Here is a 13,564-nt window from a genome sequence, read left to right as displayed (position 1 = left end):
CCCGTGGAGGCCATCGAGATGAACAAGACCCTTGGCGGGATCGCCGCCATCGCCATTCTGACTGTTTTCGGCGGCGTCGCCGTGGCGCAAACCGCAGCCCCGCAGCGGCCTGCGCGCGCCATGGCTCAGCCGGTGTCGCAGGCTGACTTCGTCCAGCGCCGGGTGGAGCGTCTGCGCGCCGCCGACGCCGACCGCGACGGCACGGTCACGGCTGAGGAAATGCGCGCCGCCGGTCAAGCCAAGCGCGCCGAGCGTCGGACCGCCCTGTTCGACCGTCTGGACGCCAACAAGGACGGTTCGATCAGCCGGGCCGAGTTCGACGCGCCGCGCGCCGATGGCCAGCGGGCGGGACGTGGCGAGCGTGGCCATCGCGGCGGGATGCATCGCGGCGCCCAGCGCATGGGTCGCAACGGCGAGGGCCGCTTCCCCGTCGTCATCGCCGAGGCTGAGCGCAAGGCGACCGAGGCCTTCGCCCGGCTGGACGCCAACCGCGACGGTTCGCTGACCGGCGAAGAGCGTCGCGCAGGGATGCAGGCGCGGCGCGCCGAGATGCGTCAGAAGCATCAGGAGCGGCGCCAGGCGGCGCCGGCGGCGTCGCCTTCGACGCCCGCTTCGGAGTAAGGAAGATGTCGGGGAAGGCGGTCCGACCGTCGGCCCGTTTCGTGAACGGCGAAAGAGGCTGGATTGGCGAAGACCGCCGACCCCGACGAGGAACTGGTGCGGCGCGTGGGTCAGGGCGACCCCGCGGCGATCCAGGCCATGGTCGCCAGGAAGCTGCCGCGCATGCTGATGCTGGCGCAGCGGATGCTGGGCGATGCGACGGAGGCTGAGGACGTGGCCCAGGAGGCGATGCTGAGAGCCTGGCGACAGGCGCCGCGCTGGGCGCCGGGGCAGGCGAAGTTCGACACCTGGCTGCACCGGGTCGGGCTGAACCTCTGCTACGACCGGTTGCGGCGACGGCGCGAGATCGCGACGGAGGCGCCGCCGGATCGGCCGGATGAAGGCCCGGCGCCGGATCGGGGCCTGCTGGCCATGGAGACGGGGGCGCGGGTCGAGGCGGCGCTGGCGAAACTGCCCGAGCGGCAGCGCGAGGCCATCGTCCTGTGTCACTATCAGGAACTGGGAAATATCGAGGCGGCGGGGCTGATGAACGTCAGCGTCGAGGCCCTGGAGAGCCTGCTGTCGCGTGGACGGCGGGCGTTGCGGACGGCGCTGGCCGATATGGCGCCGGAAGCGGTGAGAGCGGCGAATGGGTAAGGCGGGGGCTGGAACCATGACGATGACGTACGAGCGTTTCGAGTATCTGACCGACGCCTATGGCGGCGACCTGCGGCGCTGGCCCGAGGCCGAGCGTGAGGCGGCGCGCGCGCTCAGGGATGCGGACCCGCGCGCGGCGGTCCTGCTGCGCGAGGCCGACGGGCTGGACGCCCTGCTGGACGCCGCGTCGCGACCGGCGCCGTCGCACGCCCTGCGCGAGGCGGTCATCGCCAGCGCGGCGGGGGCGGGCCTAGGCGCTGGTTCGAAGGCGCGACGTCGCGGGGCCATCGGGCCTCTGGCCTGGCTGTCGGGCGCCGGTTGGGCGGCGGCGGCCTGCGCCGGGGTGGTGTTCGGGGTCAATCTGACCAGCCATCTGACCGCCGACGTCCAGGCGGACGCGGTGCTCTATCAGGCCAGTCTGGCCGGTGCGGACGACACGGAGGTTCTGGGCGGATGACGTCGCGCAGCTTGAAAATCGCCCTGGCCGTTTCGGTCGCCCTGAACGTCTTTGCGGCGGCGGCTGTCGGCGCCGTATGGGTGGCGCGCGACAAGATCGAGGACCGCGTGGCCGAGGCGCACAAGCAGGGCCGGCGCGAGCCGGTCTGGGACGTCATCGAGCGGATGGACCCGGCGGTGCGCGATCAGGTCAAGACGCAGCTGCGGGCGGCGGCCATGCAGGCGCGGCCTGACTTTGAAGAAGCGCGGGCGGCGCGGCGCGAGGCCATCGCCCTGACCGGGGCCGAAACCTTTGATCCGGTGGCGGTGGCGGCTTTGCTGGAACGCTCGCGGGCGTCCGAGGCGCGCGGTCGCTCGCGGCTGGAGACGGGGGCGGTCGAGACCCTGAACCAGCTGAGCCCGGCGGACCGCAAGGCCCTGGCCCCCATCCTGTCGCGCCACAAGGCGAAACGAGAGGCGCGCAAGCCTGAGAAGGCCGCGAAGGCGGTCGCGGCTGCGGCGTCGGCGCCGGTCCGCCCGTAACCGCTTCCGTCTCCCGGATAGCCGTGAGGCCGATCTGGGACTCAGGCGGGGGCTCTATGTGCGGCTCATTGGACGCGACATCAAGCCGCGCTCAAGCCTGTCCATCCAACGCTGGGGCCGACAGCCAAGGTCGTGAGCGAACGTTGATCGCAACCGCTGTGCCCTTAGGCTATTGCGGCGCTTGGCTCCATTTTGGAATTGGAATGATGACAGGGTTGGCTAGTAAGGGGGCTGGGCTTGTTCGATTCTTACAGACTGCGGCGCCTGCTTCCAGCGCTGTGATCGCCTCGCTTTTCGCGGTGAGTTGCGGCGCGCAGCCGTCTTCGGACAGCGCCGCTAAGGTTCATCTCACAGCCCTCGAAATTCATGAGTTGCAAACCTCGACCCCGATGGAAGTCGCTCAAGTCGTCGAAGGCGTGGGCGCTCGCTACGCCATCCCTCGCGCCCCGTATGTCCGCCTGGGAGAGGTGGGGCGAGGCACCCCGACGGCCTATTATCAAGCTTGGCTGGACCTCAAGGCCGTAATTCCGCCGAAGCAATATCCGGATCAGACATACCCGGTGCGGGACAAGATTTCCGTATCCGTTGGTTTTCTCGAACCTGGAATACCTATCGTACCCGTTCCAGGCGAGGGGTGGGTGCGTTCCGAGGTTGGGATACCGGATTTTCCGCAGGCTGAACTTTGGCTGGATACCGAGCAATGCATCGATGATCGTCCTCCACCGTCCGCGCCTGATCGATTTGATGTTCGGGTTCGAGCTGTTTGGACAATCGCCGAAACGCCGCTCCAATTGAGCTGCCGTGCCTCGCTAAATGCACCTAACGGTCGGCATAATATGACGTGTTTTGGAGGCTCAGCGCCGACGCCGTCCGGAGTGACGTACGGATTCTACGGCGGCGGATCGCTTGATCAGGGCTGCCGCGCAGCCCTTGAAGACCTTGCTAGATCGTTCGCCCCATTGCCTTTGATTGTCGCCGATTGGCGGATGGAATGATTTGGGGTTCGATATGTCCGCAATCAGGCGAGCGTCGCTGCCCGGGATGACGCGCAAGTCGTGCTTAACGGCTCACGCAGCCTGCGACTGAACCCGTTGGGCCGGCGCCCCGACCGGGGCCATGGCGCCTTCGGGGGCGCGCAGGGGCAGGTCGAACCAGACGGTGGTGCCGCGACCGGGTTCGCTTTCGATGGTCATGCGCCCGCGATGCAGTTCGATCAGCGACTTGGTCAGGGCCAGGCCCAGGCCGGTGCCCTGGGTGGTCTTGGAGTGCTGGCCCTCGACCTGTTCAAAGGGCTGGGCCAGGCGGTCCAGGTCGGCGGCGTTGATGCCGATGCCGGTGTCGGTGACCGAGACGCGGACATGATCGGGGCCCTGAGCGGCGACGGTCACCGTGACGGCGCCGCCTTCGGGCGTGAACTTCACCGCGTTGGAGATGAGGTTCAGCATGACCTGTTTCAGGCCGCGATGGTCGGCCTCGATCTGAACGGCGTCGGGGGCGACCAGACCCAGGGTCAGGCCGGACTCCATCGCCTTGCCGCGCATCAGGCGGATGGCGTCGTTGCACAGGCCGTTCAGCGACACCGGTTCGTAGTGCAGGGTCAGCTTGCCGGCCTCGATCTTGGCCATGTCGAGGATGTCGTTGATCAGGCTGAGCAGGTGCTGGCCGGACTGGTGGATGTCGGCGGCGTAACCCTTGTAGCGGCGGTCGCCCAGGGGGCCGAACATCTCGCCCGCCATGATCTCGGAGAAGCCGTTGATGGCGTTCAGCGGGGTGCGCAGCTCATGGCTCATATTGGCCAGGAACTCGGACTTGGCCTGGTTGGCGGCCTCGGCCCGGGTCATGGCGACCTCGTACTTGCGGGCCAGCAGCGACAGCTTGGCCTCGCGGTCTTCCAGTTCGACGACCATGGCGCGCAGTTCGTCGGCGGCGCGGCGGCGCTCGGCCTCCTGACGGCGGATGACGGTGATGTCGGCGCAGATGACCACCGTGCCGCCGTCGCCGGTGAAGCGTTCGGCCATCTGCAGCCAGCGGCCGTCCTTCAGCTCGACCTCGCGCACGCCCGCGCGGCCGCTGGCGGAGGGGTGCTCGGCCTTGATGGCCTCGGCGGCGATCTGGTTCAGGGCGTCCTTCTGGGCGCCGCGCACGACCACGCCGGCGGGGAAGGCGAAAGCGTCCTGGAAGGCCTGGTTCCACAGGATCAGACGGCCCTGGCGGTCGAACAGGACGAAGGCGTCGGACACGCTTTCGATGCCGTCGCGCAGGCGGTTCTCGGCGGCCTGGGCCTGGGCTTTCGAACGGCGGGCCTCGGTGATGTCGAGGGCCACACCGAGCAGGCTGGTGAAGCCCGCGTCGCGGCGGGGCTGGCGCGACTGGCCGCGCGCATCGATCCAGCGGACGCCGCCGGACTTCAGCGGCACGGGGAAGGTGACGTCGAAGGCGCCATTGGCCGCCGCCTGATCCAGGGCGTCGACCAGGGCCTCGCGATAGCGCGGGTGGACGCGCTCGATCAGGGCCTTGGTCGTCAGGACGACGCCGGGTTCGACCTCCAGCATGGCGGCCATGTAGTCGGACAGGATGACCTCGCCGCGCGCCAGATCCCATTCCCAGACACCGCAGCGGGCGGCCTCGACGGCGACGCGGAAGCGGCGCTCGGTGTCGGCCCACTGGCGGCCGGCGCGGCTCTGGCGCCAGTTCTGGACCGCCAGGACGAGCAGCAACAGCACGACCAGGACCAGCGGCGCGGCCAGCATCCAGGCGTCGTCCATCCAGGCGGCCAGACCGCCGGTCGCGGGCATGGAGGCGACGACGGCGTGGTCGGCCTGGCCGATGGGGGCGGCGGCGGACAGGCGGGTCTGGCCGTCCGCGCCCTTTACCGGGCGACCCGGCGCGGCGGGAACTTGCGCAGCGGGAACGACGCTGAGGGCGGCGCCGCCCAACTGGGCTTGCAGCGCCGGCAGGGGGGTGCGGGCGGTGACGGCGCGACCGTCTTCGAGCAGGCGGCGCGTCAGCAGGGCGCCGTCGCGCAGGGCGTAGGCGGCCGCCGGGGCCGCGGCGTCAGGGGCCGCCTTGCCGCCGACGGCGGCCAGGACCTGTCCGCCGGCGTCGGTGACGACGAAGGCGGCTTCGGGGGCCACGGCGCGGGCGCGGTCCAGGGCTTCGACGATCTGGGCGGGATGTTCGGCCAGGTCGCGGACGATCAGGGCCAGGGCGCTGTCGGTCAGGGCGAGGCGGGCGGCGATCTGGCTGGCCGCGAGGCGGGATTCCATCGCCAGGGCCTCGACCTTGAGCGCCTCGCCCTCGCGTCGCGGTCGGTCATTGTCGCGGATCACCAGCAGGGCGTAGGCGGTGATCGCCAGAGCGAAGGCGAGCAGCAGGACGCGCACCCACGGCATGTCGCCGCGCGTGGTCCGATCCGAAGCCCGACGGCCCGGCTGATAGCTGCGGCGCTCCGTGCCCTGCAAGCCCACCCTCACATCCTGAAGAACAGGGGGAATCTAGGCTGCGTCGCGGATTCCTGTCGAGGCCCGGCGTGGCAGGCTTTTCACCTTAGAGGCGAACCGGTGCAGGAAAGACTCACCGTTCAGGAAAGACTCAGGCGGCCTCGCCGGAGGTCGGCATGGGGCCGCGTTGGCCTTCGGCGGAGAGGGCGGGCGAGGCCGTGACGTCAGTGATCTGACGCAGCACATCGCGGGCCCGGCGGGCCAGGCGGAGGCTTTCGGGCGGGGCGTCGTCGGGGGATTCCGACACCGTCTCGACCAGTTCGCGGGCCAACTCCATCAGGTCGGGCGCGGCGGCGATCAGGCGGGACTGGAACTCGATGCGTTCGGGGTCGCGATCATACTCGGCGCCCGGCACGCGCCAGCCGCCCCAGTCGGCCTTGTCGGTGACGACCACCGGATAGGAGCCGGGGAAGGGGTGGTGGGCGCAGTCGGCGGGTTCCTGCCACTTGTTGCGGGCGCGCAGGATGCGCCAGTCGCCCAGAGCAGCGTCTCCGGCATTGTCCTCAGCCGGCAGCTGAAGCTCGGCGGCCTGGAACTCGCGGCCCAGACCGACTTCGTAGGTGATGCGGACGGGTTCGTCGAAGCCCTTGGCCCAGACCGGCAGGACCTTTTCGACCTGGGCCCAGGCGCCGACGCTTTCGACCCAGACCTTCTGGCCCTTCTGGAACTGCGCGCGCGCCATGCTGAAGTCTCCCCTGCGAGGGGCCAGCATGGCGCGGCAGCGGTTATCGCCGGGTTCCGCGACGTGGTTAGCGCGCGGTAAAGGTTGGCCTCAGGACGGGCGGGAGATCTCTTCCAGGGCCTCGCCGGCGTACTTCTCCTTCACCCGCGTCGACAGGTCGCCCAGCGAGACGACCCCGACCAGGCGGCCGTCCTTGTCGACCACCGGCAGGCGGCGCACCTGGCGCGAGCTCATCAGGTCCAGCGCGACCTTCAGATCGTCGTCGGCGCGCACGACCAGGGCGTCGCGGCTGAGGAATTCGACCACCCGCGCGGTCGGCGCGGCGCCGGTCGCCACGGCGCGTACGGTGATGTCGCGGTCGGTGACGGCGCCGACCAGGTTTTCGCCGTCGGCCACGGGGATGAAGCCGAAATCGCCCGCCGCCATGCGGGCGGCGACTTCCTGAATCGTGTCGTTGGGACGGGCCACCTGCACGTCCTTGCTCATCACGTCGCGGATCTTCATGGGTCTCTCCAAGCGGTTCAGGCGTGGCCTTGGGAACCCCTTGGGACGGGAGCGGTTCCGGCGGCGCGGATCGAGGCTCGCTATCGCGATGCTTCGCCCCCACAATGGCGGCTCAAACTTAAGGGTGAGCGATGGCCGACGCAGCGACGGGACTGGATCTGGGCCATGTGGCGGCTCTGCTGGCGGCGGGGGTCGTGGCGGTGCCGGTCTTCCGCAAGCTCGGGCTGGGCTCGGTGCTGGGCTATCTGGCGGCGGGGGCGGCCATCGGGCCGTTCGGTCTGGCTCTGTTCCGCGAGCCGGAAACCATCCTGCACGTCGCCGAGTTCGGCGTGGTCATCTTCCTGTTCATCATCGGTCTGGAGATGCGGCCCAAGCGTCTGTGGGGCATGCGGAACGAGATCTTCGGCCTGGGCGCGGCCCAGGTCGGGCTGGCGGGCCTGGCCCTGACGCTGGTCGCCATGGCGGCGGGGGTGTCGGCGCCGGTGGCCTTCGTGGGGGCCATGGGCTTCGTCATGTCCTCGACCGCCGTCATCGTGCAGATGCTGGAGGAGCGGGGCGACCTGCCGACGCCGCAGGGGCAGAGGGCGGTCAGCATCCTGTTGTTCGAGGACCTGGCCATCGTGCCGCTGCTGGCCATCGTCGCCGTACTGGCCGCCTCGATCGGAACCGCGAGCGAGAGCGCGACGCCCTTGTGGCAGACCATCGGCCTGGCGCTGGCTGCGGTGGCCGGGGTGCTGGTCATCGGGCGCTATGGGATCAATCCGGCCTTCCGTTTCCTGGCCCAAAACGGCGGGCGCGAGGTGATGACGGCGGCGGCCCTGCTGGTGGTGGCGGGCACGGCCTGGATCATGGACGAGGTCGGCCTGTCGATGGCCATGGGCGCCTTCCTGGCCGGCGTCCTGCTGTCGGACTCGACCTTCCGGCACCAGCTGGAAGCCGATGTGGAGCCGTTCCGCGCGGTCCTGCTGGGCCTGTTCTTCCTGTCGGTCGGCATGGCGCTGGACATCGGGGTGGTCATCACCGACTGGCGCATCGTGGTCGCGGGTCTGCTGGCCTTCATGGTGGTCAAGGCCCTGGTGATCTATGTCGTGGCGAGGCTGTTCAAGGCGCGTCACCATGAGGCGATCGAGCGGGCGGCCCTGTTCGCCCAAGGCGGCGAGTTCGCCTTCGTCCTTTACAGCGCCGCCGCCACGGCGGGCGTGATCGGCGGCCAGGCCGAGGCGACCCTGACGGCCATCGTCATCCTGTCGATGGCGCTGACGCCGCTGACGACCCTGGCGCTGAAGTTGTTCCTGCCCAAGGAGGCGGGCCTGTCGCCCGAAGAGGCTGAAGGCGTCGATGCCGCCGAGGGCCTGGGCGGCCAGGTGCTGATCATCGGCTTCGGCCGCTTCGCCCAGGTGGTGTCCCAGCCCCTGCTGGCGCGCGACGTGGACGTGTCGATCATCGAGAACGACGTGGAGATGATCCAGGCGGCCGGCAATTTCGGCTTCAAGGTCTATTACGGCGACGGCACCCGGCTGGACACGCTGCGGGCCTCGGGCGCGGGCAAGGCCGAGGCGGTGCTGGTCTGCGTCGACAAGCCTGAGGCCGCCGACAAGATCGTGCAGCTGGTGAAGTCGGAATTCCCGGGCGTGAAGCTGTTCGTGCGCGCCTTCGACCGGGGCCATTCGCTGCGTCTGATCGCGGCGGGGGTCGATTATCACATCCGCGAAACCTTCGAATCGGCGCTGAAGTTCGGCGAGGCGGTGCTGGTCGATCTGGGCGTGTCCGAGGACGAGGCGGCCGAGACCATAGCCGACGTGCGCCGCCGCGACGCGGCGCGTCTGGACCTGCAGGTCACGGGCGGGCTGACCGCCGGGCGCTCGATGATGCGCGGCAACGCCGTGACGCCGGAGCCCGAGCCCTACATCAAGCCGGCGCGCGAAGGGCGGCTGGTCAACGAGAGCGAGGCCCCGCCCGAGGCGGTGATCGAGCCAGAGGCGGACTGACCGGACATGGCGAGCGTCGATCTGGCCAAGCGGGCCTATGACCACGGCTGGCGGCTGGACCCCATCGTCCGCAGCCTGCTGGACACCGACTTCTACAAGCTGCTGATGCTGCAGCTGATCTGGCGCCAGCATCGCGACGTGCCGGTGACCTTCAGCGTCATCAACCGCACCGCCAGCGTCCGTCTGGCCGAGGAGGTGGACGAGGCCGAGCTGCGGGCGCAGCTGGACCACGCGCGGACACTGCGGTTCACCAACCGCGAGCTGATCTGGCTGGGCGGCAACACCTTCTACGGGGTGAGGTCGATCTTCAAACCGGACTTCCTGGCCTGGCTGGCCGACTATCGCCTGCCCGACTACGACCTGTCGCGCGGGGCGGACGGGCAGTTCCGGCTGGAGTTCGCAGGCCCCTGGGCCGAGGTCACGCTGTGGGAAATCCCGGCCCTGGCCATCCTCAACGAGCTGCGCAGCCGCCGGGCCTTGCGGCGTCTGGGAAGGTTCGAGCTGGACGTGTTGTATGCGCGCGCCAAGACCAGGCTGTGGGGCAAGGTCGAGCGGCTGAGGCGGCTGGAGCCGCTGTCGATCTCGGACTTCGGCACGCGGCGCCGCCACGGCTTCCTGTGGCAGGGCTGGTGCGTCGAGGCGCTGAAGGAGGGGCTGGGCGACGCCTTCATCGGCACGTCCAACGTCCTGCTGGCCATGAACAACGACCTGGAGGCGGTGGGCACCAATGGGCACGAGCTGCCCATGGTGCTGGCGGCGCTGGCGGGGGATGACGACGCGGCGCTGCGCGCTGCGCCCTATCAGGTGCTGGAGGACTGGCGGGCGACCTATGACGGCAACCTGCTGGTGGCCCTGCCGGACGCGTTCGGGACGCGGGCGTTTCTGGCCGATGCGCCGGACTGGCTGGCCGACTGGAAGGGGTTCCGGCCCGATTCCGCGCCGCCGATCGAGGGCGGGGAGGAGATCATGGCCTGGTGGAAGCAACAGGGGCGCGATCCGCGCGAGCGGCTGCTGGTCTTCGCCGACGGCATGGACGTGGATACGATCGAGGCGACCCACGCCCACTTCAAGGGCCGGGTGCGGACCAGCTTCGGCTGGGGCACCAATCTGACCAACGACTTCCGCGACTGCGCGCCGGCGCCCATGCCGGAGCTGACGCCCATCTCCCTGGTCTGCAAGGTGACGCGGGCGGGCGGGCGTTCGGCGGTCAAGCTGTCGGACAATGTCGAGAAGGCGACCGGCGACCCGGCCGAGATCGAGCGCTATCTGCGGGTCTTCGGCGAGGCGGGACGGGGGCGGCAGGCGGTCACGGTCTGAGGCGGAACCGCCAAGCTTGTTGAGGCATTTCGCCTGAGGCGGCGGACGGCGTCGTCTCAGCCAGCGGGATGCGCGTCATGACCACCTACAACGTCGGCTATATCGTGGGGTCTCTGGCCAAGGGCTCGATCAACCGCAAGCTGGCCAAGGCTCTGATCAGGCTTGCGCCCGAGAAGCTGCATTTCCACGAGATTTCTTTCGCAGACCTGCCTCTCTATTCCTACGACTACGACGCCGACTATCCGGCCGTGGCCAATGACTTCAAGGCGGCGATCAAGGGCTCGGACGCCATCCTGATCGTCACGCCGGAGTATAATCGCTCGATCCCCGGCGGGTTGAAGAACGCCATCGACTGGGCCAGCCGCCCCTATGGAACCAACAGCTTCGCCAACAAGCCGACGGCGGTGATCGGCGCCTCGCCCGGCGCCATTGGCACGGCGGTCGGCCAGCAGGTGCTCCGGCCCATCCTGGGCTTCCTGCAGGCGCCCCAGATGAACGCCGTCGAAGCCTATATCCAGTTCAAGAAGGACCTGATCGACGACGAGGGCCATGTCAGCGTGCCCGAGACCGAGCAGTTCCTGCGCGACTATATGGAGGCCTTCCACCAGTTCATGGCGCGGGTGCTGACGGTCCTGCCGCGCGACGCGTGAGGGCGATCAGTCCAGCGACCAGACGCGCGAGCGCTTGACCTCCTGATCCTCCAGTTCGCGCGTGGTGGGGACGGTGTATTCGGCCAGCAGGGTCAGGCCCGACTTGGGGAAGTAGGTCCGGCCCGGGTCGCCGACGATGACGCGGGTTCCGTTGGCTTGCGCCTGTTTCAGCCAGGCCAGGACCGCCTCGGCCATCGGCTTTTCATAGAAGACGTCGCCGGCGCAGATCAGGTCGACGGGCGGCGGCGGGGCGTCCAGCAGGTTGGCGTCGGTGAAGGCGATCTCGACCTCGTTGGATCGGGCGTTGGCGGCCACGGCGGCGGCGCAAAAGGGGTCGATGTCGGCGGCCAGGACGGAGGCGGCGCCCGCCTTCATCGCCGCGACGGCGCCGAGGCCGGATCCGGTCGCTAGGTCGAGGACCCGCTTGCCCGCGACCTGATCCGGGTGGTCCAGCAGCCAGCGCGCCAGGGCCTGACCGCCGGCCCAGGCGAAGGCCCAGAAGGGCGGAGGCAGGCCCATGGCGCCCAGTTCTTCCTCGGTCAGTCGCCACAGGGGCGTGATCTCGTCCGCCAGCCACAGCGAAATCTCCGGCGCGTGCGGCACGGCCTGCAGCCGGGTGTTGGCGGCGATGAAGTCGGGGGCGTTGGCGGGGGTGAGGCGCATGGGGGGTGTCTAGGGGGCAGGCAATTGTTTGTCATCCCGGAAGCCCGGAGGGCTGTCCGGGACCGCAGGAAGCGTAGGCGGCGGCGTCTTGGGCGGTCCCGGCTCTGCGCCTCGCGCGGCGAGGCTGGGCCGGGATGACAAAATCATGCTGGCCTGACAAAAAGTCAGGTTGACGTGACACAAGGCTCGTGTAAGGTTGGCCTTACATTCAGTCAGGAGCGCCTTCCATGTTGACGATGAGCAAACAGAACACCCCTGCCGGGCGGCGGTATTTCATCCGCACCATGGCCTTCATGGGCGGCTATGTCGCCGTCATGCTGGCGACCATCGGCGGGGCCTTTGACGCTATCCAGGGCAAGCCGGTCGCCTGGGTGCTGGCCTTGGCGGTTTCAGCGCCCATCGCCGGCCAGATCTGGGCGACGCTGAGCTTCATGCGTGACTCGGACGAATATGTGCGGGCGGTGACGGCCAAGCAGTTCATCGTCGCGGCTGGCGTGGCCATGGCCCTGTTCAGCGCCTGGGGTTTTGGCGAGAGCTTCGCCGGGGCGCCGCACGCCGAGGGCTGGCTGATCTACCCGCTGTTCTGGGCCATCTTCGGGTGCGTCGCACCCCTGGTCCGGTCGTCGAACTGATGAAGAACAAGCTGAAACTGCTGCGCGTCGAGCGCAACTGGACCCAGGAACAGCTGGGTCAGGCGCTGGGGGTCTCGCGTCAGGCCGTCAACGCCCTGGAGACCGAGAAGCACGACCCCTCGCTGGACCTCGCCTACCGCATCGCCGCCCTGTTCGCGCGGCCGGTGGAAGAGGTGTTCGAGAACCCCCACGCCTGACGCCTCTGTCAGCCTAACCTTACTTTTTCTGTCTCGCTTTTCCGCGCCATTTCCGGGCTCGTCCCGGAGAGCGACCGCGCGCGTCCTGAACCCAGGGCGACGACGGCGGGTCCATCCCAAAATCGAAAGGAAACCCCATGTCCAAGATCTCCGCTCCCGCCAAGACCCTTCGCGCCTTCATGCTGGCCGCCGCCATTGGCTGGACCGCAGGGACTGTCTCCTCGCCCGCCCAAGCCGAGCCGGTTCGGGTTGAAGCGCCCGCCTTTACCTCCGACCGCCTGTCGGTCGAGGTGATGGGGCAGGGGCCGGACGTCATCCTGATCCCCGGCTTCGCCTCGTCGCGGGATGTGTGGCGGCCGCTGGCCCAGCGCCTGTCGGCGACGCACCGGGTGCATCTGGTGCAACTGGCCGGATTTGCGGGCGAGCCGTGGAGCCATGGGGACGGCGCCTTCGTCCAGCCGGCGGTCGATGCGCTGGCCCGCTATGCGGCGACGTTGAACCGACCTGCCGTCATCGGTCATTCCATGGGCGGATTGAGCGGGCTGATGCTGGCGCAGCAGCATCCTGAGGCGGTGGGGCGGGTGATGAGCGTCGACAGCCTGCCCTTCTTCAGCGCCATGCTCGGGCCGACCGCGACGGTCGAAGGGGCCAAGCCCTTCGCCGATCAGGCGGCGGCGACGATCCTGAACACTGACGCGGTGGAGTTCCGCCAGCAGCAGGAACAGACGGCGGTCGGCATGATGAAGACGGAAGGCGCGCGTGCGGCCATGGTCGACTGGTCAATGGCCTCGGACCGTCACGCTATGGCCTCGGCCATCCGCGAGGTGATGACGACGGACGTGCGGCCGGGTCTGGCGGCGATGACCACGCCGGTCTGGGCGGTCTATGCGGCGGACGCTAACGGCGGGGCGCCGACGGCGATGGCCGACGCGGTCTGGGGGCGGGAGTACGCGGCCCTGCCGGGGGTGAAGCTGGTCCGGGTCGACGATAGCCGCCACTTCATCATGACCGATCAGCCGGAGCGGTTGGGCGTGCTGGTGGAGGAGTTTCTGGCGGATTGACCATACCCGCTCATCCCCGCGGAGGCGGGGACCCAGTGAGAGCCTCACATGCCGCCGATGGATAGGCGACGCCAGACTTGAGCGGTCACTCTTGTAGCCAAAGCACTGGGTCCCCGCCTCCGCGGGGATGAGCGG

The 13,564-nt window shown here is 69.1% G+C and carries 15 protein-coding genes; 11 read left to right on the top strand and 4 right to left on the bottom strand.

Annotation, left to right across the window (positions count from 1 at the left end; genetic code table 11):
* Positions 1-18: 18 nt before the first annotated feature.
* From HNP51_RS09790 to HNP51_RS09770, 5 genes are all read left to right on the top strand, one after another.
* Complete coding sequence (locus HNP51_RS09790) at positions 19-621, top strand: EF-hand domain-containing protein (protein ID WP_184269946.1); 603 nt, start codon at positions 19-21, stop codon at positions 619-621.
* A gap of 63 nt (positions 622-684) precedes the next feature.
* The gene (locus tag HNP51_RS09785) at positions 685-1,257 is read left to right on the top strand and encodes an RNA polymerase sigma factor (RefSeq protein ID WP_184269948.1); all 573 of its coding nucleotides are present in this window, start codon (positions 685-687) and stop codon (positions 1,255-1,257) included.
* A 16-nt stretch (positions 1,258-1,273) separates the two neighbouring features.
* Complete coding sequence (locus HNP51_RS09780; RefSeq protein ID WP_260398434.1) at positions 1,274-1,714, top strand: hypothetical protein; 441 nt, start codon at positions 1,274-1,276, stop codon at positions 1,712-1,714.
* Positions 1,711-2,235, top strand: coding sequence for a periplasmic heavy metal sensor (locus tag HNP51_RS09775; RefSeq protein ID WP_184269950.1), 525 nt, complete (start codon positions 1,711-1,713; stop codon positions 2,233-2,235). The genes HNP51_RS09780 and HNP51_RS09775 overlap by 4 nt, the downstream gene beginning before the upstream one ends.
* Before the next feature lie 143 nt (positions 2,236-2,378).
* The gene (locus tag HNP51_RS09770; protein WP_184269952.1) at positions 2,379-3,230 is read left to right on the top strand and encodes a hypothetical protein; all 852 of its coding nucleotides are present in this window, start codon (positions 2,379-2,381) and stop codon (positions 3,228-3,230) included.
* Positions 3,231-3,302: 72 nt separating this feature from the next.
* On the opposite strand, the gene HNP51_RS09765 is transcribed toward HNP51_RS09770, so the two are convergent.
* The 3 genes from HNP51_RS09765 to HNP51_RS09755 form a co-directional block, all read right to left on the bottom strand.
* Positions 3,303-5,696: an ATP-binding protein gene (locus tag HNP51_RS09765; protein ID WP_184269953.1), complete on the bottom strand. Its 2,394-nt coding sequence runs from the start codon at positions 5,694-5,696 to the stop codon at positions 3,303-3,305.
* Between the two features lie 130 nt (positions 5,697-5,826).
* Positions 5,827-6,417, bottom strand: a complete 591-nt coding sequence (locus HNP51_RS09760) for a hypothetical protein (RefSeq protein ID WP_184269955.1) — start codon at positions 6,415-6,417, stop codon at positions 5,827-5,829.
* A gap of 90 nt (positions 6,418-6,507) precedes the next feature.
* Positions 6,508-6,921, bottom strand: coding sequence for a CBS domain-containing protein (locus tag HNP51_RS09755; protein ID WP_184269957.1), 414 nt, complete (start codon positions 6,919-6,921; stop codon positions 6,508-6,510).
* A gap of 131 nt (positions 6,922-7,052) precedes the next feature.
* Here HNP51_RS09755 and HNP51_RS09750 point away from each other — a divergent pair, with 131 nt between their 5' ends.
* The 3 genes from HNP51_RS09750 (at position 7,053) to HNP51_RS09740 (ending at position 10,876) form a co-directional block, all read left to right on the top strand.
* A complete protein-coding gene (locus tag HNP51_RS09750) occupies positions 7,053-8,909 on the top strand; it encodes a monovalent cation:proton antiporter-2 (CPA2) family protein (protein ID WP_184269959.1) in 1,857 nt (618 codons plus the stop codon).
* A 6-nt stretch (positions 8,910-8,915) separates the two neighbouring features.
* Positions 8,916-10,226 carry a nicotinate phosphoribosyltransferase gene (pncB, locus tag HNP51_RS09745; protein WP_184269961.1) on the top strand — a complete coding sequence of 437 codons (1,311 nt, stop codon included), beginning with the start codon at positions 8,916-8,918 and terminating at the stop codon, positions 10,224-10,226.
* A gap of 77 nt (positions 10,227-10,303) precedes the next feature.
* The gene (locus HNP51_RS09740; RefSeq protein ID WP_184269963.1) at positions 10,304-10,876 is read left to right on the top strand and encodes an NADPH-dependent FMN reductase; all 573 of its coding nucleotides are present in this window, start codon (positions 10,304-10,306) and stop codon (positions 10,874-10,876) included.
* Between the two features lie 6 nt (positions 10,877-10,882).
* On the opposite strand, the gene HNP51_RS09735 is transcribed toward HNP51_RS09740, so the two are convergent.
* Positions 10,883-11,539, bottom strand: coding sequence for a methyltransferase (locus HNP51_RS09735; RefSeq protein ID WP_184269965.1), 657 nt, complete (start codon positions 11,537-11,539; stop codon positions 10,883-10,885).
* Between the two features lie 227 nt (positions 11,540-11,766).
* Between HNP51_RS09735 and HNP51_RS09730 the strand changes: the two genes are divergently transcribed.
* The 3 genes from HNP51_RS09730 (at position 11,767) to HNP51_RS09720 (ending at position 13,429) form a co-directional block, all read left to right on the top strand.
* Positions 11,767-12,171: a hypothetical protein gene (locus HNP51_RS09730; RefSeq protein WP_184269967.1), complete on the top strand. Its 405-nt coding sequence runs from the start codon at positions 11,767-11,769 to the stop codon at positions 12,169-12,171.
* Positions 12,171-12,368, top strand: a complete 198-nt coding sequence (locus HNP51_RS09725) for a helix-turn-helix transcriptional regulator (RefSeq protein ID WP_184270605.1) — start codon at positions 12,171-12,173, stop codon at positions 12,366-12,368. Before HNP51_RS09730 ends, HNP51_RS09725 begins: the two co-directional genes overlap by 1 nt.
* Before the next feature lie 137 nt (positions 12,369-12,505).
* Positions 12,506-13,429: an alpha/beta fold hydrolase gene (locus HNP51_RS09720; protein WP_184269969.1), complete on the top strand. Its 924-nt coding sequence runs from the start codon at positions 12,506-12,508 to the stop codon at positions 13,427-13,429.
* Positions 13,430-13,564: the final 135 nt, after the last annotated feature.

The organism is Brevundimonas bullata (assembly GCF_014207965.1).
GTDB classification, from domain to species: domain Bacteria; phylum Pseudomonadota; class Alphaproteobacteria; order Caulobacterales; family Caulobacteraceae; genus Brevundimonas; species Brevundimonas bullata_A.
Note: the sequence above shows the minus strand (reverse complement) of the source record. Positions and strands in the feature narration are given on the sequence as shown.

Excerpts from the sequence above, each read along its gene's own strand:
- HNP51_RS09790 (WP_184269946.1), top strand. The coding sequence starts at position 19 with ATGAACAAGACCCTTGGCGGGATCGCCGCCATCGCCATTCTGACTGTT.
- HNP51_RS09750 (WP_184269959.1), top strand. The coding sequence starts at position 7,053 with ATGGCCGACGCAGCGACGGGACTGGATCTGGGCCATGTGGCGGCTCTG.
- HNP51_RS09775 (WP_184269950.1), top strand. The coding sequence starts at position 1,711 with ATGACGTCGCGCAGCTTGAAAATCGCCCTGGCCGTTTCGGTCGCCCTG.
- HNP51_RS09755 (WP_184269957.1), bottom strand. The coding sequence starts at position 6,921 with ATGAAGATCCGCGACGTGATGAGCAAGGACGTGCAGGTGGCCCGTCCC.
- HNP51_RS09740 (WP_184269963.1), top strand. The coding sequence starts at position 10,304 with ATGACCACCTACAACGTCGGCTATATCGTGGGGTCTCTGGCCAAGGGC.
- HNP51_RS09730 (WP_184269967.1), top strand. The coding sequence starts at position 11,767 with ATGTTGACGATGAGCAAACAGAACACCCCTGCCGGGCGGCGGTATTTC.
- HNP51_RS09735 (WP_184269965.1), bottom strand. The coding sequence starts at position 11,539 with ATGCGCCTCACCCCCGCCAACGCCCCCGACTTCATCGCCGCCAACACC.
- HNP51_RS09760 (WP_184269955.1), bottom strand. The coding sequence starts at position 6,417 with ATGGCGCGCGCGCAGTTCCAGAAGGGCCAGAAGGTCTGGGTCGAAAGC.
- pncB (WP_184269961.1), top strand. The coding sequence starts at position 8,916 with ATGGCGAGCGTCGATCTGGCCAAGCGGGCCTATGACCACGGCTGGCGG.
- HNP51_RS09780 (WP_260398434.1), top strand. The coding sequence starts at position 1,274 with ATGACGATGACGTACGAGCGTTTCGAGTATCTGACCGACGCCTATGGC.
- HNP51_RS09725 (WP_184270605.1), top strand. The coding sequence starts at position 12,171 with ATGAAGAACAAGCTGAAACTGCTGCGCGTCGAGCGCAACTGGACCCAG.
- HNP51_RS09720 (WP_184269969.1), top strand. The coding sequence starts at position 12,506 with ATGTCCAAGATCTCCGCTCCCGCCAAGACCCTTCGCGCCTTCATGCTG.